General features: G+C 46.9%; 28 protein-coding genes. 1 reads left to right on the top strand and 27 read right to left on the bottom strand.

The features are described 5' to 3' along the window. Both MNQ98_RS10535 and lpdA read right to left on the bottom strand, forming a co-directional pair. A complete protein-coding gene (locus MNQ98_RS10535) occupies positions 1 to 1,026 on the bottom strand; it encodes a thiamine pyrophosphate-dependent dehydrogenase E1 component subunit alpha (protein WP_277883738.1) in 1,026 nt (341 codons plus the stop codon). Positions 1,027 to 1,214: 188 nt separating this feature from the next. Then, on the bottom strand, positions 1,215 to 2,636 hold the full coding sequence (gene lpdA / locus MNQ98_RS10530; RefSeq protein ID WP_241933123.1) for a dihydrolipoyl dehydrogenase: 1,422 nt from the start codon (positions 2,634 to 2,636) through the stop codon (positions 1,215 to 1,217). A gap of 158 nt (positions 2,637 to 2,794) precedes the next feature. On the opposite strand from lpdA, the gene MNQ98_RS10525 reads away from it, so the two are divergent. Beyond that, the gene (locus MNQ98_RS10525) at positions 2,795 to 3,097 is read left to right on the top strand and encodes a DUF2627 domain-containing protein (RefSeq protein ID WP_241933122.1); all 303 of its coding nucleotides are present in this window, start codon (positions 2,795 to 2,797) and stop codon (positions 3,095 to 3,097) included. A 128-nt stretch (positions 3,098 to 3,225) separates the two neighbouring features. Here MNQ98_RS10525 and MNQ98_RS10520 read toward each other — a convergent pair whose 3' ends face one another. The 25 genes from MNQ98_RS10520 to spoIIIAC form a co-directional block, all read right to left on the bottom strand. Then, a complete protein-coding gene (locus tag MNQ98_RS10520) occupies positions 3,226 to 3,438 on the bottom strand; it encodes a hypothetical protein (protein ID WP_208914621.1) in 213 nt (70 codons plus the stop codon). A gap of 45 nt (positions 3,439 to 3,483) precedes the next feature. Continuing rightward, a complete protein-coding gene (locus MNQ98_RS10515; RefSeq protein ID WP_241933121.1) occupies positions 3,484 to 4,368 on the bottom strand; it encodes an NAD-dependent epimerase/dehydratase family protein in 885 nt (294 codons plus the stop codon). A gap of 239 nt (positions 4,369 to 4,607) precedes the next feature. Next, positions 4,608 to 5,411 (bottom strand): sporulation transcription factor Spo0A, encoded by an 804-nt coding sequence (gene spo0A / locus MNQ98_RS10510; RefSeq protein ID WP_241933120.1) that lies wholly within the window; start codon positions 5,409 to 5,411, stop codon positions 4,608 to 4,610. Between the two features lie 191 nt (positions 5,412 to 5,602). Further along, entirely contained in the window at positions 5,603 to 6,934 is a 1,332-nt protein-coding gene (gene spoIVB / locus MNQ98_RS10505) for a SpoIVB peptidase (protein WP_241933119.1), read from the bottom strand. A 102-nt stretch (positions 6,935 to 7,036) separates the two neighbouring features. Continuing rightward, a complete protein-coding gene (gene recN, locus MNQ98_RS10500) occupies positions 7,037 to 8,776 on the bottom strand; it encodes a DNA repair protein RecN (protein ID WP_241933118.1) in 1,740 nt (579 codons plus the stop codon). 42 nt (positions 8,777 to 8,818) lie between these two features. Beyond that, positions 8,819 to 9,268 carry a transcriptional regulator AhrC/ArgR gene (gene ahrC / locus MNQ98_RS10495; protein ID WP_208914626.1) on the bottom strand — a complete coding sequence of 150 codons (450 nt, stop codon included), beginning with the start codon at positions 9,266 to 9,268 and terminating at the stop codon, positions 8,819 to 8,821. Between the two features lie 32 nt (positions 9,269 to 9,300). Beyond that, positions 9,301 to 9,783, bottom strand: coding sequence for a hypothetical protein (locus MNQ98_RS10490; protein ID WP_241933117.1), 483 nt, complete (start codon positions 9,781 to 9,783; stop codon positions 9,301 to 9,303). Positions 9,784 to 9,852: 69 nt separating this feature from the next. After that, a complete protein-coding gene (locus MNQ98_RS10485) occupies positions 9,853 to 10,725 on the bottom strand; it encodes a TlyA family RNA methyltransferase (RefSeq protein ID WP_241933116.1) in 873 nt (290 codons plus the stop codon). Between the two features lie 20 nt (positions 10,726 to 10,745). Further along, on the bottom strand, positions 10,746 to 12,653 hold the full coding sequence (gene dxs / locus MNQ98_RS10480) for a 1-deoxy-D-xylulose-5-phosphate synthase (protein ID WP_241933115.1): 1,908 nt from the start codon (positions 12,651 to 12,653) through the stop codon (positions 10,746 to 10,748). A 117-nt stretch (positions 12,654 to 12,770) separates the two neighbouring features. After that, positions 12,771 to 13,679: a polyprenyl synthetase family protein gene (locus tag MNQ98_RS10475; RefSeq protein WP_241933114.1), complete on the bottom strand. Its 909-nt coding sequence runs from the start codon at positions 13,677 to 13,679 to the stop codon at positions 12,771 to 12,773. After that, the gene (gene xseB / locus MNQ98_RS10470; protein ID WP_241933113.1) at positions 13,669 to 13,926 is read right to left on the bottom strand and encodes an exodeoxyribonuclease VII small subunit; all 258 of its coding nucleotides are present in this window, start codon (positions 13,924 to 13,926) and stop codon (positions 13,669 to 13,671) included. The genes MNQ98_RS10475 and xseB overlap by 11 nt, the downstream gene beginning before the upstream one ends. Further along, the gene (xseA, locus tag MNQ98_RS10465; RefSeq protein WP_241933112.1) at positions 13,916 to 15,286 is read right to left on the bottom strand and encodes an exodeoxyribonuclease VII large subunit; all 1,371 of its coding nucleotides are present in this window, start codon (positions 15,284 to 15,286) and stop codon (positions 13,916 to 13,918) included. Before xseA ends, xseB begins: the two co-directional genes overlap by 11 nt. Before the next feature lies 1 nt (position 15,287). Next, on the bottom strand, positions 15,288 to 16,145 hold the full coding sequence (gene folD, locus MNQ98_RS10460; protein WP_241933111.1) for a bifunctional methylenetetrahydrofolate dehydrogenase/methenyltetrahydrofolate cyclohydrolase FolD: 858 nt from the start codon (positions 16,143 to 16,145) through the stop codon (positions 15,288 to 15,290). A gap of 38 nt (positions 16,146 to 16,183) precedes the next feature. Beyond that, complete coding sequence (gene nusB / locus MNQ98_RS10455) at positions 16,184 to 16,642, bottom strand: transcription antitermination factor NusB (RefSeq protein WP_241933110.1); 459 nt, start codon at positions 16,640 to 16,642, stop codon at positions 16,184 to 16,186. Positions 16,643 to 16,805: 163 nt separating this feature from the next. Then, positions 16,806 to 17,039, bottom strand: a complete 234-nt coding sequence (locus tag MNQ98_RS10450; protein ID WP_208914635.1) for a DUF2273 domain-containing protein — start codon at positions 17,037 to 17,039, stop codon at positions 16,806 to 16,808. Positions 17,040 to 17,054: 15 nt separating this feature from the next. Further along, the gene (amaP, locus tag MNQ98_RS10445; RefSeq protein WP_241933109.1) at positions 17,055 to 17,594 is read right to left on the bottom strand and encodes an alkaline shock response membrane anchor protein AmaP; all 540 of its coding nucleotides are present in this window, start codon (positions 17,592 to 17,594) and stop codon (positions 17,055 to 17,057) included. Between the two features lie 67 nt (positions 17,595 to 17,661). Next, positions 17,662 to 18,075 carry an Asp23/Gls24 family envelope stress response protein gene (locus MNQ98_RS10440; protein ID WP_208914637.1) on the bottom strand — a complete coding sequence of 138 codons (414 nt, stop codon included), beginning with the start codon at positions 18,073 to 18,075 and terminating at the stop codon, positions 17,662 to 17,664. Positions 18,076 to 18,192: 117 nt separating this feature from the next. After that, positions 18,193 to 19,536, bottom strand: coding sequence for an acetyl-CoA carboxylase biotin carboxylase subunit (accC, locus tag MNQ98_RS10435; protein ID WP_241933108.1), 1,344 nt, complete (start codon positions 19,534 to 19,536; stop codon positions 18,193 to 18,195). A gap of 53 nt (positions 19,537 to 19,589) precedes the next feature. Continuing rightward, positions 19,590 to 20,087 (bottom strand): acetyl-CoA carboxylase biotin carboxyl carrier protein, encoded by a 498-nt coding sequence (accB, locus tag MNQ98_RS10430; RefSeq protein WP_241933107.1) that lies wholly within the window; start codon positions 20,085 to 20,087, stop codon positions 19,590 to 19,592. A 173-nt stretch (positions 20,088 to 20,260) separates the two neighbouring features. After that, the gene (locus tag MNQ98_RS10425; protein ID WP_241933106.1) at positions 20,261 to 21,073 is read right to left on the bottom strand and encodes a SpoIIIAH-like family protein; all 813 of its coding nucleotides are present in this window, start codon (positions 21,071 to 21,073) and stop codon (positions 20,261 to 20,263) included. A 58-nt stretch (positions 21,074 to 21,131) separates the two neighbouring features. Further along, entirely contained in the window at positions 21,132 to 21,770 is a 639-nt protein-coding gene (gene spoIIIAG / locus MNQ98_RS10420; protein ID WP_241933105.1) for a stage III sporulation protein AG, read from the bottom strand. A 14-nt stretch (positions 21,771 to 21,784) separates the two neighbouring features. Beyond that, positions 21,785 to 22,504, bottom strand: coding sequence for a stage III sporulation protein AF (gene spoIIIAF, locus MNQ98_RS10415; protein WP_241933104.1), 720 nt, complete (start codon positions 22,502 to 22,504; stop codon positions 21,785 to 21,787). A gap of 25 nt (positions 22,505 to 22,529) precedes the next feature. After that, a complete protein-coding gene (gene spoIIIAE, locus MNQ98_RS10410) occupies positions 22,530 to 23,726 on the bottom strand; it encodes a stage III sporulation protein AE (RefSeq protein ID WP_208914643.1) in 1,197 nt (398 codons plus the stop codon). Between the two features lie 16 nt (positions 23,727 to 23,742). Continuing rightward, positions 23,743 to 24,132 carry a stage III sporulation protein AD gene (gene spoIIIAD, locus MNQ98_RS10405; RefSeq protein ID WP_241933103.1) on the bottom strand — a complete coding sequence of 130 codons (390 nt, stop codon included), beginning with the start codon at positions 24,130 to 24,132 and terminating at the stop codon, positions 23,743 to 23,745. Between the two features lie 8 nt (positions 24,133 to 24,140). Then, positions 24,141 to 24,344: a stage III sporulation protein AC gene (gene spoIIIAC / locus MNQ98_RS10400; protein WP_046680216.1), complete on the bottom strand. Its 204-nt coding sequence runs from the start codon at positions 24,342 to 24,344 to the stop codon at positions 24,141 to 24,143. Positions 24,345 to 24,357: the final 13 nt, after the last annotated feature.

Genomic DNA, 24,357 nt, shown 5'->3' with positions numbered 1-24,357 from the left:
CTATACCCCTCCTTCGTTCTCGGCGTACACATGTCGTAGTGTATCTTCCGGCTTCGGAAAAGGAGCCCGGTCCGCATATTCCGTCGCTTCTTTAATCTCCAGGTTTAGCTGGGCTATCAAATCCTGATCCTGATTTTCATCCCATAACCCCAAGTTCACTAAATACGTTTTAAAACGGGCCACACCGTCTTTTTTCCAGTTCTCTTCAACTTCTTCTTTCGTCCGGTATGCCAAATCATTATCTGAAGTGGAGTGTGGTGACAAGCGGTACATCATCGCTTCGATCAGAGTCGGACCTTCTCCGCGCACCGCCCGTTCGCGCGCTTCCTTAACGGCCGCATACACTTCAAGCGCGTCATTGCCATCCACACGAATGCCTGGAAACCCGTATCCCAGCGCACGGTCGCTGACCTTCCCGCCGAGCTGCTTGTGTTCTGGAACTGAAATCGCATATCGGTTATTCTCACACATAATAATGACCGGAAGTTTATTTACCCCGGCAAAATTGCATCCTTCATGAAAATCTCCCTGGTTGCTTGAGCCTTCACCAAACGTAACAAAAGAAACAAAATCCTTCTTCTGCATTTTTGCAGCTAAAGCAAACCCGACAGCATGAGGAACCTGAGTCGTTACCGGACTGGAGCCGGTTACGATCCGAAGCCTCTTGCTACCGAAATGGCCAGGCATTTGCCGGCCGCCGCTGTTCGGGTCCTCCGCCTTAGCGAAAGCGGAGAGCATCAGCTCTCGCGGTGTCATTCCTACGGCAAGAACAAATCCGTAGTCCCGATAATAGGGAAGAAAATAGTCTTTTTCCCTGTCAAGCGCGAAGGCTGCTGCCACCTGACAAGTTTCCTGCCCGATACCGGAAACGTGAAAATTGATTTTCCCAGCCCGCTGAAGAAGCATATTTCGCTCATCAAATTTTCGCGCCAGTATCATATATTTGTACATGTCCAGTACTTGTCCGTCGGTCAACCCAAGCTGCTCATGCCTGTTCTTCTCAGTCATCGTTTCCTGCTCTTTCATGGAGATCCCTCCTTAGTCATCACACCAAAAGTCTGAAATAATAACACCGTCAATCTTCACAATGACAGTGTATTATCCCTTTCTCAGATCTAGTATTAAAACCTGGTACTAAGACTTGGCTTAATGCTATTATAATCCCTTTTCCCATAAAAAGAAATGCGGGATAGCACAGAGTGGTACCATCTGCTTTAAATACCGGAAGATTTCCCGTCAACAGCCAGCATAGCTTCACCAATAATTTCAGACAGTGTTGGGTGTGCATGAACCGAAGATCCAACTTCCCAAGGAGTAGCATCCAAAACCTGTGCAAGGGCTGCTTCACCAATGAGTTCAGTCACATGTGGACCGATCATGTGCACTCCTAATAAATCGTTTGTAGCCTTATCCGCAATAACCTTCACAAATCCCTCATTCATCCCGTATACGAGTGCTTTTCCGTTAGCCTGAAAAGGAAATTTACCGACTTTAATCTCATGCCCGTGCTCCAGAGCCTGCTTCTCGGTAAGTCCAACACTGGCTGCTTCCGGGCGAGTGTATATACAACGGGGAATCCATTCCTTACGGTAAGACAGCTCTTTCTCACCCGCCAAATGATGGACAGCTGTAATTCCCTCATGACTTGCCGCATGAGCGAGCTGCAGGCCGCCGATAACATCCCCGATCGCATAAATATGCGGCTCTGTCGTCTGCATAAATTCATTGGTTACAATTAGACCCTTGTCGATCCGTACATCTGTATTCTCAAGTCCGATGTTCTCGGCATTGCCCATACGACCTACGGATATCATCAGCTTGTCTGATGATAAGAGATGCTCTTTACCACCATGCCGGACACCAAGCACAATATGATTGTCTCTAATCTCATAGGTGTCTATCAGCAGCTCAGCTCCGGTCATAATCTTGATGCCTCTACCGGAAAGAAGCTTACGCATCTCCTTACCAATCTCTTCGTCTTCCGCAGGTAGCAGATGAGAAGAAGACTCCACAATGGTGACTTCCACACCGAAATCATTCAGCATAGACGCCCATTCCACACCGATTACACCGCCGCCGACAATAATGATTGAGGAAGGAAGCTCTTCCATTAACAGGGCATGGTCACTGGTCATCACATACTTGCCGTCCGGCTCAAGCCCTGGCAAATGACGAGGACGCGAACCTGTCGCAATAATAAGATGGGTCGGGACGACCGTCTCCATATCTCCGTCCGCTAATTCAACAGCCACTGCACCGCTGCGGGGAGAAAAAATTGAAGGGCCAATAACCCGGCCAACACCGTGAATGACACGGATTTTATTTTTTCGCATCAAGTACTGTACGCCCTGATGAAGTTTTTCCACTATGTTTTCTTTTCTCTTCTGCACTTTCTCAAAGGACAAAGTAACGCCTTCGACTTCAATTCCATAACTCTCGCTTTCCTTCATCTCCGCAAATACTTCTGCACTCCGAAGCAAGGCTTTGCTCGGAATACAGCCTCGATGAAGACATGTTCCTCCGAGCTTGTCCTGCTCAATGATGACTACATCTTTCCCAAGCTGGGCAGCCCGAATGGCAGCCACATAGCCACCGGTACCTCCACCGAGAATCGCCACATCACATGTAATTGCCACTGACGGCACCTCCGTATTATGTACTTCATTTCTTTATTATTGTACTCCCTTTTCTACGTATTACAAATTTGATCCCGCTTCGTAAATAGACATAACCAGGGGAAAACGGTATTATAAGAAGTAGAATTTTCATATCATGACAGAGGAAGGAATCTCGTATGAAATTACTGATTTCCCGCTTCATCGCTATTCTTATTTTGGTAATACCCGGCTTTATGGCGATGACAGGCTTTTTAATGATGAAAGATGCCGTTTTCTTATATATAGCCGTGCACGGTAACGATCAGATAACGAACCCTTCGTTCCAATGGCTTCATTTCGGTGGAGGCCTTCTCCTGTTCGTCCTCGGCATCGGTTTTCTGGGCGGCTGGATTTTGTTCCGAGACCGCAAGCGTAATTACGTAGGACCACGATTCAAGAAGAAGCGACCGTCTAATCCGGACGCGCCTACACGCACCTAATAAATATGTCACTAATAGATAAACACCGGGGGATATTTCCTCCGGTGTTTTGTTTTGATCTAAATTGAACTAATGATGTTAGCTTGAGCATCACTACGAAAGCGGATTATTCTTCCGATAAATTTATATTATTCCATTAAAGCGTCCTTCAATTTACTGGACATTCTCGCCTGCTTGGAGGATGATTTCAGAGCTGCTTTCCGTAGATTTATATTTTGTCGGTTAACTGTTTCCAGCTCCTTCAATAGCTGCTCAACAAGCAAAGCAGCCTCTGGACTCAATTGTCCTGTTTCCTTCAGCAATTTAGCTCTATTTGCCAGATCTGCGACGGTGTCATTCATGATGGACTTCCTTTCTTGTATAAACTTTATACCTGATGTGCAACACTACAAATTCATATCCTTCGAGTACTCTGCGATAAGCTGTGGCATCCATTCCTTCAAGTTCCAGAACGAAAATCCGGCGTCCGCTGCACGACTGTTATCCATTGTCCAATCCCCTGGTATCCCGAACGGTGACATATGATCAATCCCTGCAGATGGGTGCAATGGTGCTGTCTTGCCCGTCTCCTGCTTGATCATATCCATAATCTCGCGCACCGATACGGATCCATTTGAACAGGCATTAACAGGCCCGTCAAATTTAACCTCACCTGCCCATTTCAAAAACTCCGCCGCTTCTTCCGCGTGAATGAAGGAAATAAGTGCATCTGGCGCAGGCAATCCTATAGCTTCGCCCTTCAAAGCGTGCTCCACATGGAATAGGAGCCTTTTGGTATAATCGTCTGTACCCAGAACAATGGGGAAACGTACGGCAGTGACATTTAAATCATGACGGCTGAACAGAACAGCTTCTGCTTGACGTTTTCCTTCCTTATAGTTGTACTCCCCGTTATTGTTAGTAATAACCTGATAAAGGTAAGGGTCAAAATCTTCTTCCTTTAACGGATGATCCGCGAAATCATAAACCGAAAGAGTAGATGTCAAGATGTATTGCCCCACTCGGCCTGCAAAGAGCTGCGCCGCATCCCCTGCTTCTTCCGGTGTATAACAAATATTATCATAGACAACATCATATTCACAGCTACCGACCGCCTGCTTCAGACTCTCAGGATCCTTACGGTCAGCCACAAGCCTGTTTACATTGCCGCCGAAATCATCCTTACTGTTGCCTCTTGTCAAAATGGTCACCTCAGCACCGCTGTCCATCAGGTTCGCAACCAGTCTTTTTCCGAAGAAACGTGTACCTCCCAGTACTAATACTTTTTTCATTGATATACCCCCTGATAATTTTTCGTCATACTAGCTCATTCTCTGGCTTGGATGTCCATGTGTTCTTTTTCTTCAAGCTACCTGTATTTCCCTTCAAATTCGACGCTTAATAAGAAAAATGATGTCTTATCAAAAATGAATACGTCACTTCTTTAATGAATCGATGAATGTTCATCATCCACTAAAGAAGTGACGCATTGATCACTGAATATTAAAAGCGCTCAAAGCCCCTAACCCTTTCAAGAAACCTTATGCTCGATTCTCAGCTTATCAGCCACCATTGCGATGAACTCACTGTTCGTCGGCTTGGATTTGCTGATGTTGATGGTATAGCCAAAAAGATGGCTGATGGAATCGATATTGCCGCGTGTCCAGGCCACCTCAATGGCATGACGAATCGCACGCTCCACTCTTGAAGGAGTAGTCTTGAATTTTTCAGCAATAGCAGGATACAGCGTCTTAGTAATGGCACCCAGTATTTCAATGTTGTTGTACACCATTGTAATGGCTTCCCGTAAATACTGGTAGCCTTTAATGTGGGCTGGCACGCCGATTTCATGAATTATCGATGTAATATTCGCATCCAGATTCTTGCCTTTTCCCATTGGAACAACATTGGATTTCATACTGCTAAACGAAGAACTCGTTGACATACTGTTAGGTACTCCTACCAGTTGACGAATGCGGCTGGCCAGCACTTCCATATCAAACGGTTTCAAAATATAGTAAGAAGCACCTAACTGCACGGCACGCTGAGTGATGTTCTCTTGACCGAACGCCGTAAGCATAATGATCTTTGGCTGTGGGGACAAATTCATATCACGCAGCCGTTCCAGAACGCCCAGGCCATCCAAATGAGGCATAATAATATCAAGAATCAATACATCCGGAACCTTACCGGTTTCCTCGATCATATTGAGAACTTCCTCACCATTGTAGGCAATGCCGGTAACCACCATGTCTTGTTGGTCCGAAATGTATTCTCCGAGCAGGTTTGTGAACTCACGGTTGTCGTCTGCTAATAATACCTCGATTTTTTGCAATTCGTGCTCCTCCTTTATCAGATCAGTACTTTTAGTTAAATTTCTTGTAGATAAAGTTTTCGACATGGTCATTTAAATTCCTTCTGTCGAAAATTATTTTTCTTTATTTTTTTTTGAAGTTGATTTATAATGAATATTTTGTTTCAAATTATTTCTTATTTCGGCTTTATACGACAAAAAATCTTAAGGCATTAACCTGCCTTAAGATTTTGAGCATTGTTATGAGTCGATGGAAGAACCCCGGAATCTTGAAGCATCCATTCGATAAAACACCCGTAACCGGATTTGGGATCATTCACGAAGACATGGGTAACGGCTCCGATAAGCTTGCCATTTTGTACAATTGGACTACCACTCATACCTTGTACAATACCGCCGGTTTTCTTAATTAGCCTTGGATCCGTAATTCGTAGAACCATCCCCTTGGTTGCAGGAGCATCCTGGCGTGAAACATGAATGATCTCAACCTTAAACCGCTCGACTTCTTGCCCTTCCACAACAGTCAATATTTCAGCAGGACCTGCCTTCACTTCACCCGCCAAAGCGACCGGAATCGGTTCACGATAAAGACTGTGGCTTGGTTTTTCATCCATCTTGCCAAATATGCCGAAGTGCGTGTTGCGCTCGACATTACCTAAAATTCGTCCATCTTTCAAGAAATGAGCACGTTTTTCACCTGGTTCGCCTTCTTCGCTACGTGAAATGGAGGTTACATTGGACTGCAAAATTTGCCCACTTCCCACTTCGATCGGAGTCTGAGTGTTCATATCTGTGATGACATGGCCCAAAGCTCCATAAACTTTTTGTTGTGGTGCATAAAACGTGAGAGTTCCCACACCTGCTGCAGAATCCCGAATAAACAGACCAAGACGCCAAGATTGATCTTCTGCGTCATAAGCCGGAGTAAGCTTGGTCTTCATCTCCTTGCCATTACGCTTGAATGTAATATCCAGCGGTCTTTTGGCGGTACCCGCTTTTTCAACGATTTCCGCTACTTTTGTTACATCATTTAGCACAACTCCGTCCATCTGAGTCAGCAAATCACCCAGCTTGAGTCCTGCGATTTCCCCTGGCGAAGATTTAATTCCGCTGGAATGTACAAGATGATGACCTACAACCAAAATGCCGGCAGACTTTACTTTGACACCAATTGTTTGACCGCCTGGATACACTTTAAGTTCTGGCATGACGTTAACATGTACCGTCTTCAGGGGAATAGTACCGAATAATTTCAGGGTTACTTCAGCTTTTCCGCTTTGTTGAGGGTCAAGCTTTAGTGGACGGCTGAGCGAGACATTAAGCGCTGATTGGGTTGAACCGTTCAATTGAAGCACATCTGGACGGTCCACCGAAGCCAGTGCCTGAACCGGCATCGCGAGATTCAGCTTTCCTTGCTGTCCTGTAAACAACCGTATTTCATCAGGCAGTGCGGCTAAGGACAGGACAGGTTCAGCAGTTCCAACGAAACAAAGAAAGAAGGCAAGAATAAAACCGAGCAGTTTTTTCCTGAGGTTGGGGTTCAATGGCTGTCACGCTCCCTTTTTCTTCTTTCGCTTGACGAAAAGGTTGGTCGCCAATTGCGTACCTTTAAGTTAACCCTGCCCCTAGGCTTTTATAACTGTCAATCATTGACCCGATGCCTTTCTGGACGCTTTTTGCGCTTCCGCCAGATTGAGCATTTCCTGGGCATGATGAAGTGTTTTTTCCGTAATTTCGACGCCTCCAAGCATACGGGCGAGTTCCTTTACACGACCCTCATCACTTAGTGATTCAACCTGCGTCATCGTTCTTCCGTCATCCAGCTTTTTCTCAATCAAATACTGATGATCAGCCATACAAGCCACCTGCGGCAGGTGGGTAATCGAGAATACTTGACAGGTTTTAGCCAATATGTACAGCTTCTCGGCAATGGATTGTGCTGCTCTGCCGCTGACACCCGTATCAACTTCATCAAATATGAGGACGGGAATTTCATCATGCCTCGCAAAGATGCTCTTCATCGCCAGCATAATCCTCGAAAGTTCACCACCGGAGGCGATTTTGGCCAAAGGTCGAAGCGGCTCACCTGGATTAGGCGAAATGAGGAATTCCGCTGTATCCATCCCTTGTTTGCCAAGACGAACACGCCTACCTTCATGTTCATAACCATTTGGGTCATCCTGCTGGTTTAATCGGACTTCGAGAGAAGTTCGTTCCATTTGCAAATCCTTGAGCTCTTGCTCAACCTGTCTAGCCAGATTAGAGGCGCATTGTTTCCTTGCTTCACTAAGTTCTTTGGCCAGCTCCATCAAACTGCCGAGCAGCTTATCTCTGCGGCTTCTCAAAGCTTCAATATGCTCATCTTTATTCTCAAGCAGATCCGTTTCCTGCTGAATGCGTTTGTAGTATTCCAGTATTTGCTCCACATTATCCCCATATTTTCTACGGAGACCGGAAATCATATTTAAGCGCTGTTCAATCTCATCGAGACGGTTCGGGTTGAATTCGATCTGATCCCGGTAATCACGTAATTGAAATACTGCATCCTCAAGCTGATAATAAGCAGATTGAAGCTGCTCTGCCAGAGGTTTCAGGCCTTTCTCATCGTAACTTGAAACATCATCAATGCGTGATAATGCACGGCTGACCGCTTCAAGACCCTGTGTTCCGTACAGCAGCTCATAAGCACTTCCTACAGAATCCATCATTTTCTCACTATGAGACAGCTTCAATCTCTCTTCGGAAAGCCACTCATCTTCCCCGGCTTTAAGCTCAGCCGCAGCAATCTCCTCCAGCTGAAATCGATACATATCCAGCATTTGATATGCTTTTTGACTGGATTCCAGTAAATCACTTAGTTCTTTCTCGACCTTGATGAATTGGCTATACTGGTCCTGATACTTTCGTTTAATCGGACTAATCAATTGATCTCCATAAGTATCAAGCAAGCTCAAATGCCTGTCGGAACGAAGCAGATTCTGGTGTTCATGCTGACCATGTATATTAATAAGCTGTTCACCAATTTCACGCAGCATGGTTAGGTTGACCAGCTGCCCATTTATACGTGATGTGCTTTTCCCCTGTGAAGTCAGTTCTCTGCGGATTAACAGATGCTCCTCTGGGTTTCCCTCTATTCCGAGCCGCTCTAATGTATCCCAAACCGGATGACCTGCAGGAAGATCAAACAGAGCTTCGATCTCCGACTTGTCGCATCCGTACCGGATCAGATCTCCTGAGCCTCGTCCTCCCGCTACAAGTCCAAGCGCATCGATAATAATCGATTTACCAGCACCGGTTTCACCGGTCAGGACGTGAAACCCGGGAAAAAAGTGAACATCCACTGCCTCCACGACCGCCAAATTTCGAATGGATAATGTCACTAACATATACAAGCGCCTCCAATCCCAATCCGATCAATCACCACTGTATTACGATATAAATCCCATAATCTGCGAAACGACCATCTCACTATCATCTTCCGTACGGCAGATCAACAAGATCGTATCATCGCCGCATATGGTCCCCATAATATGCGACCATTCCATATTGTCCAACAATACGGCAACGGAATTAGCAGTTCCGGGCAGACACTTCATGACGACCAGATTGCCTGTCCGATCGATGTGTACAAAGTTGTCAATGAGAGCACGTTTCAACTTTTGAACCGGATTATAGCGCTGGTCTGTCGGCATGGAATATTTGTATCGCCCATCGTCCATGGGCACTTTAATAAGCAGCAATTCCTTAATATCTCTTGATACGGTTGCTTGTGTCACTTGAAAGCCCTCGGTCCTCAGCGCTTCAACCAGATCATCTTGCGTTTCGATTTCCTGATGGGTAATAATATCCCGAATTTTAATATGTCGTTGTCCCTTCATTTAAGAAGCCTCCCGAATTTCATTCAGCTGATTTATTCGTCGTTTCCGATCCATTCCTCGTCCGACCAATCCATGGTCACTCGCCGGATAACATTTTCATTCATGTCAATGTACAGCATTCCGGCACATTCCGGATACATCAACATAAACGGCATTAGCCGATCCCTAATCCCGCTCCCTGTCCAATCCAAATGCTTGCGCTCACGAGACAGCTTTACAAGATACAAGTCACCTCTGCCGTCCGTAACGACATAATCGATGAACAGGCGGCTGTAAAGCGGTAGTTCATCTGTGTCGAAGGTCAAGTTAATCTTTACTTTTCCCCCGATCACTTCGAAGCCTTCCTGCTCCATTAGCTCAATTGCCGGGTGATCTTGGATGCTCTCATTGATGGGCACACCCGGAAGTTGACTCGATGCCGGCGACATAAGCCAGCGGTTGAGCCGCCATGACAACAGCAGTATCGCAACAACCCCGATCATTACCATAAGAAGCCCATCATAACGTTCATTCATCCATTTTCACCTCGAACTTGTATTCGCGGATGAATAGAACAACTCCTTTTTTTCAGCAAAAGAAACTCATCACTTTGATGAGTTTCCCGTAAATGTATGAGCCGCCTGCTGTACAGTACTGTCAATCCATTGGCCCAACTGATCCGGGACTTGTTCTAAAGCATTCCCCGGTTCTTCCGATTGGGCTTGACTCTCCGGCATAATCCGCCAGTGAGCCAGAAATTCTATATTCCCTTCTCCTCCGGTTATGGGTGAGAAGGTAAGTCCTTTTAACTCAAACCCTAATTGATGAGCAAAAGTAAGCACATGAGTAAGAACTTCACGGTGTACTTTAGGATCTCTTACAACTCCGGATTTACCAACCTTTTCCCGACCTGCCTCAAATTGCGGCTTGATTAATGCTGCAACATCCGCAGGCTTTTGTAGCAGCGCCATGAGCGGCGGTAGAATAATCCGAAGCGAGATAAAGGATACGTCAATACTGGAAAAATTCGGAATCGGACCCAGCAGATCATCGGGTGTCATATATCGGAAATTAGTCCGCTCCATGACACAGACTCGATCATCGTTTCGAAGTGACCAGTCCAGCTGATTATAACCAACATCAATAGCATACACGTATTCTGCCCCGTGCTGCAGCGCACAATCCGTAAAACCACCCGTTGATGATCCAATGTCCAGCATCGTCCGTCCTGTCATATCGATACCGAACGTCTTCAGTGCTTTTTCAAGCTTCAACCCGCCTCGGCTTACATACGGATGAACCGATCCTTTTACCCTAAGTTCCGACGATCTAGGTATTTTCATACCAGCCTTTTCAATACGCTCACTTCCGGAGTACACGAGGCCAGCCATGATGGCCGCCTTGGCTTTCTCCCGGCTTTCGTAAAAGCCCTGCTCCACGAGCAGGACGTCAATGCGTTCTTTTTGTGTCGAATCCATCTTTGTCTCCTGATCTGTCATTAGGACGAGAAGCTTCTCTTGCCTACCGACGTTGAGCTGGAAGAGATTAACCCCCGGATTTCAGCGCATACCGCCTCAGTGGTCAAGCCTACCTCAGCCCGCTGTTCCTTGATGCTTCCATGCTCGATAAAGCGGTCTTCAATTCCCATAAGTGATACGACTGCATTATGGGTTCCTTGAGCCGCAAAAAATTCTAATACAGCACTTCCAAGGCTTCCCGCTTGGGATGCCTCTTCCAGCACGACCATAGCGGTACCCGAAGCTGCCAATTTGCTCAGCATTTCTTCATCTAAAGGCTTTAAGAACCGGGCATTTACGATCTGGACCTGGATTCCTTCGCGCTTCAGCATATCTGCCGCTTCTTCAGCTAGTTGGACCATCGGACCCATTGCCAGAATGGCACAACCTTCCCCGGATCGAACCATCTCCCATTTTCCGATTGGGATAGGCACGAGTTCTGTATCTAAGGTTACTCCCTCAACATTAATCCGCGGATAACGATAGGCAATTGGTCCATCATTGTATTCAAGCGCCGTCTTCATCATATGACGCAGTTCATTCTCATCTTTCGGCATCATCAGTACAATATTGGGGATATGGCGCATAAATGCAATATCATATACGCCCTGATGAGTTTCTCCATCCGGACCGACAAAACCTGCACGGTCAATCGCAAACATCACGTTTGCATTATGACGGCATATGTCGTGGACGATCTGGTCATAGGCACGCTGCATGAACGTGGAATACACGGCGTATACCGGTTTCATTCCTTCCATGGCAAGTGCTGCACACATGGTTGCAGCATGTTGTTCTGCTATCCCTACATCGATCATGCGCTCCGGGAACTTCTCGCTGAACGGAATCAATCCCGATCCGCCCGGCATTGCCGGGGTTACGGCTACAATCCGCTTGTCCTGCTCCGCGAGTTCTACCAGTGTCTGACCGAATATCTCAGTATACATTGGATTGCCGACTGCCTTTAATACTTGGCCGGATTCAATCTTGTAGGGTGAAATACCGTGCCACTTATGGGAATCGGATTCTGCAGGACGGTAACCCTTCCCTTTAGTTGTAACCGCATGGATCAGTACAGGGCCATCGACATTGTCAGCCTGACGTAAGGTGTCGATCAGTTTGCTGAGATCATGCCCGTCAACAGGTCCCAGATACGTAAATCCGAGCTCTTCAAACAGAACGCCGGGCACCATCATGTATTTAAGACTGTCTTTCATCCTCTCAGCCGTTTTTGCGAGTTTGTCGCCGATAGCCGGAATTTTCTTAAGCAGGCTCTCGACCTCATCTTTAGCCCGAAGATAGTATCGGTCAGAACGGATTTTGCTCAAATAATTGTGCATGGCACCTACATTAGGCGCAATCGACATTTCATTGTCGTTCAGCACGACCATCAGCTTCTTCTTCTCATGGCCGATATGATTGAGTGCTTCGAAAGCCATTCCTCCGGTCAGTGCGCCATCTCCAATCATGGCGATGACACGATTGTCCTCACCTTTCAAATCACGCGCTAGCGCCATTCCCATTGCTGCCGACAAGGATGTGCTACTGTGTCCGGCTTCCCAGACATCGTGCTCACTTTCGGTTCGTTTAACAAAACCGCACAATCCTTTATGTTTCCGCAATGTATCGAATTGGTCCATCCGACCAGTCAAAATTTTATGAACATAAGCTTGATGACCCACGTCATATATCATCTTGTCCCGAGGACTTTCGAAACAATAGTGCAATGCCAGCGTGAGCTCAACCACTCCCAAATTTGATGCGAGATGTCCACCCGTGACAGATAGCTTCTCAATGAGAAACTGACGGATTTCTCCGGCAAGATCAGCTAATTCGCCAACTGATAGTTTTTTTAATTGATCTGGATGTTTAATGTTCGGAAGCAGCACAAAAGATCTCCCCGCTTTCCTTGTTTAAGTTTACATTTCATAAACAGCCCACCATTTCTTTGAGCTCATACATGAGACATTATATCATAAACAAACTGCTTGCACGCAATCCTCATATCAGTGATCCCGAGACTTTAGAAAATCCGCAATCTCGATCAGCCGGAGGGGATCAGCAAACCCAGCGCCTGTAACAACCGCCTTCGCCTCAGACGTCAGACGCTCGACTTCCTCCTTCGATGCCTCCAAACCGATAAAGTAAGGATAAGTCACCTTCTGCTGTTTAACATCACTCTGTGTCTTTTTCCCCAGCTTGGTTTCATCCCCTGTCAGATCAAGAATATCGTCCTGAATCTGAAAAGCCAGACCTATATGATGTCCATAAGTTCGGAGCGCATCCAATTGCTCGTCTGTTACCCCGGCTATCCTTCCTCCAGCGATCAGGGAAAACATAATTAAATCACTTGTCTTGTGGAGATGGATGTATTCCAGTTGCTCCAAGCTTGTTAAGCCCTGTTCCCCTTCCATATCAGCGACCTGTCCGCCAACCATTCCCCGGGGACCTGCATATACGGCCAGTTCTTCCACAATCGACAACACACGCTCTGCAGGAATTCCATGCTTACGGCTCGCTTGAACCACACTGTAAAACGCATGTGTTAGCAGAGCATCCCCAGCAAGGATCGCACCTGCTTCTCCAAACACCTTATGATTCGTAGGTTTCCCGCGCCGAAAATCATCATTGTCCATCGCAGGAAGATCATCATGCACCAAAGAGTACGTATGTACCATTTCAACTGCACACGCTACCGGGAGAGCTGCCTCTCGGGTTCCTCCACCTGCCTCACAGGCGGCAATGACCAGTAAAGGACGCAGCCGTTTGCCGCCAGCCATTAATGAGTAGTTCATCGCTTTCTTAAGACTGGAAGGTACATCCCATTCCTTAGGCAAAACATCGGACAGTGCCGTAGAGACTATATCACTAATCTCATTCATATAATAATCCAATGGACGACGATTATTCACCATTCTCACCCGTTTCGTCAAGCACATTGCCAAAAGGACGACGTTTCAACTCTCCGCCCTCCTCAACGATCATTTCAATTTTCTGCTCCACTTGTTCTAATTTTTGACTGCACATTTGGGATAAGCGCATTCCTTTTTGATATAAATCAATGGCTTTTTCCAATGGTACGTCGCCATCTTCCAGCTGACCGACGATCGTTTCCAGCTGAGTCATTGCTTCTTCAAAGCTCATTTCCGTTTCATTCGTCACGATTGTCATCCTCCTTCATTCCCCACACTTGACACTGCAGTCGGCCATCACTAACTTTCACATTCACAAGATCTCCTGGCTGTACATCATTTAATGATTTGATTAATCTGCGTTCCTGCTCATCATATACGAGACTATACCCTCGTGACATAACTTTAAGCGGACTCAGTGCATCCAAATGTCTTATCTCTGACTGTAGATGCTGGATTTTCCCGCGCATAAGCGATTGCATGGCAGCTGTCAGCTGACGGTGAGCACCATCCCACCGACGGGAAGCTGATTCCACCTGCACCTGCGGATTAAAGCGAATCAGACCTTGTTTCAGTGATGCTTGCCGCTGACGGCTCAGTGAAATTTTCGTTCGCAACGCCCCTTGAAGGCGTATTTTCAGCATATCCAGACGTTCCGCATGCTGCAGCATATACCTTCGTGGATAAACAAGTACAGGGGAGCGCTGTAGTGCAGCCAGTCGTTCCCTGCTCCGGCCCAAGCGCTGCTGCAATCCTTGCTGAAGCTGACGTTCAAGCTGGTTAAGGCGTGCCTTGACCTCAGAGGCATTCGGAACTGCAAGTTCGGCAGCGGCCGTTGGAGTTGCAGCACGGAGATCAGCAACAAAATCCGCAATCGTAAAGTCTGTTTCATGTCCAACAGCCGAAATAACTGGAATCATGGACTGATATAAAGCCCGAGCCACGATTTCTTCGTTAAAAGCCCACAGCTCCTCAAGAGAGCCTCCGCCCCGGCCTACAATAAGCACATCCGCTTCTCCCATCTCATTCATCGACCGAATCGCTTTAACAATCGCAGGTGCAGCACCTTTGCCTTGCACTAATACCGGATACAAGATGACCCGTACCTGAGGATAACGTCTCTTGATCGTAATCATAATATCTCGGACTGCTGCTCCGGTCGGTGATGTAATCACCCCAACAGTACGCGGGAACAAAGGAAGCGGCCGTTTACGCTCAGCTGCAAACAACCCTTCTTCCTCCAACTTCTTCTTTAGCTGTTCATAAGCGAGATAGAGACTTCCGATACCGTCAGGCTGCATATGCAGTGCATAGAATTGATACTGTCCATCACGCTCATAAACAGACACGTTCCCACGGGCTATGACACGGGAACCTTCTTTCGGTATAAACGGCAACCTCTGGTTGTGAGCCGCAAACATGATGGCGCGGATCCGGCTGCCTTCATCCTTAAGCGTAAAGTACATATGGCCGCTGGAGTGATGGGTGAAGTTCGATATCTCACCCCGAATCCACACGTCCGACAACCGAGAATCGCCCTCCATTTTCATCCGGATGTAACGGTTCAGATCCTTCACGGATAAGACGTGTTGTTGATCTACAGACTTCATCTTAGTCTATTCCATTCAGCCGTTTGGAGGCGAACAGCGTATTTTGCATCAGCATCGTGATTGTCATTGGGCCGACACCGCCTGGAACAGGCGTAATGTATCCTGCGACTTCCTTGGCACTGTCGTAATCTACGTCACCAGCAAGCTTTCCGTTATCCAATCGGTTCATTCCCACATCAATGACAACAGCACCCGGTTTTACATAACTAGCATCAATCATTTTGGCTCTGCCGATCGCTACAACGAGAATGTCGGCCATTTGGGCAATTTCATTCATTTTGTCTGTCCGGGAATGACACATGGTCACCGTGGCATTCTCACGCTGCAAAAGCAGGGACACAGGTTTACCAACGATATTGGAACGTCCGATCACAACCGCATGTTTTCCGGCAATTTCAATACCTGTCCGCTTGATCAACTCGATAACGCCTGCTGGCGTACAAGGGAGAAGACTATCATCTCCAATCACGAGATTACCAACATTTATCGGGTGGAAGCCGTCCACGTCCTTTTCAACAGCTATGGCGTTAAGTACGGCTTTTTCATCAATATGCTTAGGAAGAGGAAGCTGAACCAGAATACCGTGGATGTTGTTCTGACGGTTGAGCTTGTCCACTAATGCCAGAACATCTTCCTCGCTGGAAGAATCAGACATACGATGTACTTCTGAATAGAAGCCTAGATCGTGACATGCCTTTTCTTTGTTTCGAACATACACTTGGGAAGCAGGATCTTCTCCGACGAGTACGACAGCTAAGCCAGGACGAAACCCTCTGCCGGTAAGCATTTGTACTTCTTGTGCAATATTTCCCCGAATATCCTCCGATATCGCTTTGCCACTAATGATGTCTGCTGTCATTTCAACCTCTCCCCTTAATCTCAAATATAAATTCTTTACTAAGTTTTCTTGATCTTCGCTTTAACTTCATCGAGTTCCTGGAGCATTCGACCCAGAACACCGTTAACGAATTTGCCGGATTCATCAGTACCGAAATGCTTCGCAAGCTCGATGGCTTCGTTTACAGCCACTTTTCCAGGCACATCTTCACGATAGGCAAGTTCATATGCCGCCAAACGTAAAATTTGACGGTCCACACGGGACAAACGGCTGACCTGCCAGCCTTTCAAGTACTGGGTCAAAACGGCATCAATTTCCTCTTTTGCCGCCCATGAGCCGTTAACAAGTTGAAGCACAATTTCTTTAACCTTGGCTTCATCACCAATTACCCGCTCTGTCTCGTTCTCCTCTGCAGCTTCGGAGAGCAGCATGGATACGGCCTCTGCACTGTCTACTTGGTTCATTTCCATCTGATACAGGCTCTGAACGGCAATCTCTCTTAGTACACGTCTTTTCATTATGTTCCTCCTGTGGACCTTGTTGTAATCCATTTTGTGTTTAGTATGATCAATGAATGATAAATATCAGCAAAAAAAAACCTGTGAGCGGCTCTCTCCGCAAAAACGGGCGAGATACAGCATGTCTCGGCTATTTTTTCCGGAGAAAGCATATCACAGGGTTTCATTTAAACGGCCGCCAACGCTCAAACAGCCAGCGCCCCCACTCCTGCCAATGAAACAGGGGGCCCTGCCGTAAGTCCCTTCGTTTACCGAAGGTATAGCCGATAAATACCACTAATGCAAAGAACAGCATATCCCAAAAACCGGATAATAAATAAATCAGGCCGCATATAATTCCGCTGGTTATACCAAATATACGCCCGCCGTGACTCTCCCACACTTGTTTCCATGGCATTCGGGAAGTTCACCTCTATTCCACGCGGCTCTTGAAGCTTGGTGCCTGAACCACGTTTGCTATATAGACAGATACATTTGATACGGGAATTCCCGTCGTATCTTCTACAAAATCATGTACTTGCTTCTGAACATCCGTCGTTAGCGTAGGAATAGACTCCTCGCCGTCCACGACAGCACGAATAGCAATCTCTAATCCGGACTGGGATACCTTAATACGTGACTTCAAATCTTTGACGCCCCGTACTCTGGAGGCCGCTTTCAGACACAAGTTTTCGATGGTCTCCACCGAAATTTGAATATCTCCAAATTCCGTCCGCTGATCGATTGAATTCGTAACCGTGCGGTCGCGGCGAATTGAGATGTAGAAAAATCGAATGCTTAGCAAAAACAGTACGGACGCCACTATAATTCCTGCCAAGAAGAACTGTCGTTCCTGATTATACGTTAGATCATACGGTATAGCGCCGCTCAAGAGGAGGATGGCAACTACAGAAATCACGCCGATACTCAGGCTGTATATAAACAGCATAAGTCTGTCCACAATTTTAGCCACGAACAGCACAGCCTCCTTAAAATTAGATTAAACCCTCGACATGTCTGTCGGGGGTTAGGGTATAGCATTATTTCACTCGCTGAACCACGTCAATATCTTCGCTCTTCTCGGAGGATTTCACGAATTGAACGTCATGAATATGTACGTTGACTTCTACTACAGTCAGTCCAGTCATATTCTCGATAGAACGTTTCACGTTGCGCTGGATTTCTCCGGCTACTTCAGGAAGACGATGACCGTATTCCACGATTACCGATACATCCACAGCTGCTTCACGCTGTCCAACTTCAACGGAAACTCCTTTAGACAAGTTCTTGCGTCCAAGCAGTTCGACGATTCCGCCTGCAAACCCGCCGCTCATTCCCGCAACACCTGACACCTCAACTGTTGCAAGTCCTGCAATCACTTCAATAACTTCCGGGGCAATTTGAATCTGACCAATTTCTGTGCGTTCAAATTCCGTCGGCAATGACTCTACCATGTCTCAACACACCTTTCAAAAACAAGTTTGCGGATGCATAGGACGAATCAAGGCATCCGCTTCTTATTCACATACTATATCATCTGCCACTGCTAATGACAAACGATAAAAGACACATTAAATCTCATTCTCTTCCAAAAATTTAATGTCAAAGTCACCCTTCAAAAAGGTCGGATGATTCAGTAGCTTCTGATGGAATGGAATAGTTGTATGGATTCCGTCTATTTCAAACTCCATTAGAGCACGCTTCATTTTTGCAATGGCTTCCTCTCGGGTTGGTGCCCAAACGATAAGCTTTGCAATCATGGAGTCGTAATAAGGTGATATCGTATATCCAGGATAAGCTGCACTATCAACACGAACACCAGGTCCTCCTGGAGGCAGATAGAACTGGATCGTTCCCGGTGCAGGCATGAATCCTTTGTCCGGATTCTCCGCGTTAATGCGGCATTCAATCGACCAGCCGTTGATAACGACTTCTTCTTGGGTAAAAGATAACGGATGACCTTCAGCAACCGATATCATTTCCTTAATCAGGTCGACACCTGTCACCATTTCCGTTACTGGATGTTCAACCTGAATCCGGGTATTCATCTCCATGAAATAAAACTGCCCATCCGAACCAAGTAAAAACTCCAGCGTACCGGCTCCCGAATAATTAACCGCTTTAGCTGCGCGAACAGCGGCTTCTCCCATACGTGTCCGCACATCCTCGGTCAGCACAGGACACGGTGCTTCCTCAACAAGCTTCTGGCGGCGACGTTGTACGGAACAATCACGCTCTCCCAGATGTACGGCATTGCCAAATTTATCGGCGATGATCTGGATTTCAACATGCTTCATTCCGGTTAAATATTTCTCGAGGTATACACCCGCGTTGCCAAAAGCTTTCTGTGCTTCCTGCTGCGCCGTTGTAATCTGCTTGATGAGTGATTCCTCATCGTCAGCGATCCGGATCCCCTTACCGCCACCGCCAGCAGTAGCTTTAATAATAACTGGGTAACCGATATCTCTTGCGAGTATAACAGCTTCATTCAAGTCCTCGACCAGACCGTCGGAGCCCGGTATAATCGGCACCCCTGCGTCTTTCATCGTTTGCTTGGCAACAGCTTTGTCTCCCATACGGGTAATCGCATCTGCAGACGGACCTATGAAAGTAATGTTGCACGATTCACAAATCTCAGCGAAATCGGCATTCTCCGCAAGAAATCCATATCCCGGGTGAATTGCATCACATTCAGTTAACGTAGCAACGCTCATAATATTAGTAAAGTTCAAATAACTGTCTTTGGAAAGGGTCGGACCAATACAATAAGCTTCATCCGCAAGACGAACATGCAGAGAATCACGGTCAGGCTCTGAATAGACAGCCACCGTGGATATTCCAAGCTCATGACAGGCCCGGATAATACGAACAGCGATTTCACCACGGTTCGCTATCAGCACTTTCTGAAATGTCATGCAGGTAACCTCCTTCGGACTCAAGTAGCTCTTATTCTCGGCGAGTATGGAATTCAATCCGGTCTCACCAGAAATAAAGGCTGTCCGAATTCCACTAGCTGCCCGTTCTGGGCCAGAACTTCTACAATTTCCCCTTTGATATCAGCATCCAACTCATTCATGAGCTTCATGGCTTCGATAATACAAACGGTTGTTTTCTCCTCCACCTTGTCGCCTGAGCTAACAAACGCCGGAGCTTCAGGGGAAGGGGAACGGTAAAAGGTTCCTACCATCGGCGACGTGATTTTATGTAGCGAACTTGCTACATCCAGGGCGGAAGATTCCGTGCTGGCTGTGGCAGGCTGGCTTACCGCTGCAGTCGGCTGAATAGCCTGAGGTAGTACTTGAGGCGCGGGTATGAACGCCTGAGGAGCTGTCTGGAGGTTTACAACCTCAGCAGCACGAGGTTTCTTGATGGATAAACGCGTGCCCTCACTCTCAATTTCCAGCTCCTGTACGGAGGTTTGATCCACAAGCTTGATCAATTCCTTAATCTCGCTTAATTTAAACATTCTCGACTCTCACTCCTTCACTTTCTTGGAAGCCCTACTTCGGACAGTCAGTCAATAGCTTAGAGTATTATATCACAATCCAAAGAAATGGAAAGAGTCCAAGAGAAACCCCGGACTCTTTCGCTTTTTTTCGGTTGAAGGGGACAGTATTCGCGCTTTTAGGCGTTGTAATGTTATGGAGTAACGTATTGAACGCTCACTTTGTCTTGGCCCACACTTAATTCCTTCATTACCATATCCACGATACCAGAAGCCCGCTTGGCATCCAGCTGATCACTCAAAACCACAACATTATATCTGTCATTTTCCTCTTTTACAACCGCATTCTCGTATTGCTGCTGCAACTCTTCTTCAATACTCAACAGAATGGATTCTTTATCTTCCAGCTGCTTCAATTCCTCGGTAACCTGTGCAGTCACTTCTGCTGTGTTACTCTGATTGCCCAGCTTCGTCATTAACTCATCATACAACTTCATGTTTTTGTTGGCACGATCAAGTTGATAAGACTCCAGCTTGCTGGATGCCGAATTTGCTTGAGCAGCAACCTGATTCAGCACATCTTCTTCAGTTTTGGCAGAGTCTTTCGATTCTGCTGATTCGTCTGCTTTCACCTTTGTATCTTTCGCTTTGGTATCTTCAGCTTTTACGTCTCCCGCTTTTGGATCAGCAGCATTGTCCGGTGCCTTGTCACCTGCAGCTTGATCTTGTTTATCCGTTTCTTTAGTGCCTTCGTCTTTCGCCTCGCTTCCAGTTTCCTCACTGGCACCAGAGTCTCCTACGATCCCTTCAGGAGTTATTTCATTCAGAACCAGTTCATCACTTTTAGCTGGTGTTCCCTCTGATGATTTTGGGTTGCTCGCCTGTGTGCTTTCAGCTACTTTAGGAGCCGATGGACCGGAGTCATCCGTAAAAAGATAGTATGCGGAAAGAATGACCATGAGGCTTAACATTGAAACTAACCAGATTGTTTGTCTTTTGTTATTCATTTAGAATACTTCCTCCTTTAAATAACTGCTTGAATAAGGATCGCCTTGCTATCTTTTTCTATTCCTGCTTACGTGGGACAACCGATATTTTGTAACTAGGCACATTCAATCCTCTCTGAACGGCATCCACGATCAAACTACGCACGACTTCATTTTCCGCACCTTTGGCCACAACCAATACTCCGCGGACATGAGGTTTCACCTTTTTGGTTATGATAGGTGCCTGGTCACCGGAGGCATCGTAGGTTACGATCTGTCCGTCACGGGTATAACTTGTTGCATGCCTTTTACCGCCATTAGCATCAGTCTCTTCTGTCAACTCTTGGGTATCCTTTACATTCCGCTGTACGATGATTTCTTCCGTCGATTCCACCGTCACCATAACATCTACAGCTCCGACACCAACAATCTGCTCGAGCATCACTTTCGTTCTGCCCTCAAACTCCTGCTCTATGCTTCCAAACTCGCTGCCTCCGCTTCCAGTCGGGGGTTGAACAGATGTCGTCACCGCTTGTTCCGGCGGTTCTCGGCCGATGTTCTCATTATCGAGCTTTTTCACATGAACAAAGGAGTTAAACAGCATGATGGCAACCCCGATGAGGCCAAGTATGATCAACCAGCGGAAGGTTTGCATTCTTTTGACCCCTCCGGCTCCACCCCCCAACCATTGTTCCACCTTTTTCAGCCATTTTCCCAATATCCTCACCTCCGTCACAATTTGGTTTGAGTCTCACTTCCACTTGAATATATCGATATTTGATCGGGTTTCAGATCCCAGCGGCTGCGTAAGAGATCCCTGACAGGGGCTTCTCTGGCCTCCATGGCGGCATCCGCTTCCAAGGAATCCTCGTCCCTGGTTTTATCATCTTTGGAACCGATACGGTTAATCTCCACATTGACACGGATCGTATCCACCGGTTTCACAGGTTCCGTACCTTCAACTGGGGGGTTCTTTACTGCTTCAGGTTTAACCGGATCCCTCAGACGGACTTCAACCGAAGCGATAACCGCACTAACTGCAGAACCTTCTCTTGGCGCGGCCAGCACCACTTTCACTTCCTCAACCGGTTCCCCTATTTCAGCAGTAATTTGATCTTTCATCTGCCGAGCTATCTCTTCTCCAGCCCACTGTAAACTTTGCTTTTGCTGAACGTTTTTCAATTTCTCCGCCTGTGCCAGGATATGCTCCAGCTCAGCTTCCTTTGGAGTGCTCTTGTTGCTCTCCACACGTTCGAGATCAAGGGCCAGCTGTTTTTCCGGCGACTCCGTCAGAAAGCTGATTAACGGCCGGAGCAGTGCCAGCAGAATCAGCATGCTCAGCACCAGTCTGGCGTACCGCTGCATCGTCTTGCTGGGTAGGATCAGATCAACGAAGGCTGCAAACATAACGACCATGATTACGCTTTTCAGCCAGCCGCTCAGCCATTCCATATCGATCCTCCCCTTTCCTCGTTACTCACCTCATCATGACAGTGACGTTAGCGGTGGTCAGTATTATCGTGATTGCCAGAAAAAACATCATGCTAACCGCAGCCAAAGCAGCAAATACATACAGCATCGTTTTGCCGATGGTGTGCAAGCAGGTGACGATCGGAGTTTCCCCAAGCGGCTGCATAACTGCTGCAGCAACGTGGTATATAAGAGCCAGGATCAGAATCTTAATAGCCGGAAATGCGCAAAGGAACAAGATGATAATGACGCCTGCCAGTCCGATCGAGTTTTTTACGAGTAGGGATGCCGAGATGACTGTGTCAGTAGCATCAGCGAACATTTTTCCGACAACCGGCACGAAGTTTCCTGTAACATACTTAGCTGTGCGTATTGCTACGCCGTCCGTAATAGAGCTAGTTATTCCCTGAACTGAAATCACCCCGAGGAATACGGTCAACAGAACCCCCAGAACACCCATTCCAATTCCTCGAAGCAGATTTCCAAGTTGAGTCAGCTTGTACTTCTCGGACAAGGAGCTAACAAGATGCAGAACAGCTGAGAAGAATAATAACGGAAACACGATCGTGCTAATTAGCGTTCCTACGGTATGTACCATGAAAATGACCAAAGGATGTGCTACAGAAACAGTGACGATATTCCCCATCGATGCAAGCAGTGCGAACAGCAGCGGCAGCATGGCCATCATAAAATCAATCATTCGGTCGATCGCATCCCTGGCATAACCGACTGCAACATTAAAACTATTGACGGCTATAACTAGCACAACCATGTAACAGATCGTATACGCAACCCGGCTTATCGTACTTTTCTCAAAGGCCGTTTGTAAATTTTCCAGAATCATACTCAAAATACTCAGCATGACAATCGTAGCCAGCAGCTTGCCGTTGTACAGAACTTCATGCCACATGAAGCTGCCGATTCCAGAAAGTACACCCTTCAGGCTTAAACCTTGTCCCCCAGGCAGCAGCATATCCATGAGAGACGGGGTCCTGCCTTCTGGAAAAAAACCACCGTAATCCTTCATCAACTGGTCCCAGTACTCTTCAACTTGACCGGTGGGAAGCTCTTTCGTCTGCTGTTCTATCCATTGATCAGCCGGTGAGTCCGCATAAGCTGTGGAGCCCATACCGATAAATAACAGCAACAGGAGCATCAACAATCTAATCAGGGGCCTTATGTGATGATGCCGACGTTGGATCATACTATCCCCCGCTTTCTCAGGCCGGAAGGAGCTTCAGAACCGTCTCAATAATGATGCTGATGATCGGCACGGCGAGAACCAGAATTAGTACTTTTCCCGCCATTTCTATTTTGGAGGCAATCGATTCTTGCCCAGCATCCCTCACGACCTGCGCCCCCATTTCGGCTACATAAGCTATTCCTATAATTTTCAGCACTGTTTTCAGATAGATCACTTGAACCCCTGAACTCTCAGCGAGTTCTTCCAACATCCGAATGACATTCCCGATTTTACCAATGAGGAAGAGAAAGATCATGACACTGGTGGAGACCGCCAGCAAAAAGGCAAAGATCGGCTTCTGTTCCTTGACGACAAGAATGAGAATGGTAGCTATTAAGCCGAGCCCCACCACTTGGATGATTTCCATAGTTCCACCTACTGGAAGAGGAATATCGTTTTAATTTCCTGAAGCAGATCATCCAGTAGCCGAACGACCATGAACAGGACGACGACGAACCCGATGAGCGTAACCCAGTGAGCCATATCCTCTTTTCCCATTTGTTTCAGCACTGTATGAATCATGGCTATGATAATGCCGATTCCTGCAATCTGGAAAATGGCATTCACTTCAATGTTCATTTCTTGGCACCTC

The organism is Paenibacillus sp. N3/727 (assembly GCF_022637315.1).
GTDB lineage: Bacteria > Bacillota > Bacilli > Paenibacillales > Paenibacillaceae > Paenibacillus_AQ > Paenibacillus_AQ uliginis.
This window is presented reverse-complemented; position numbering and strand designations above follow the sequence as displayed.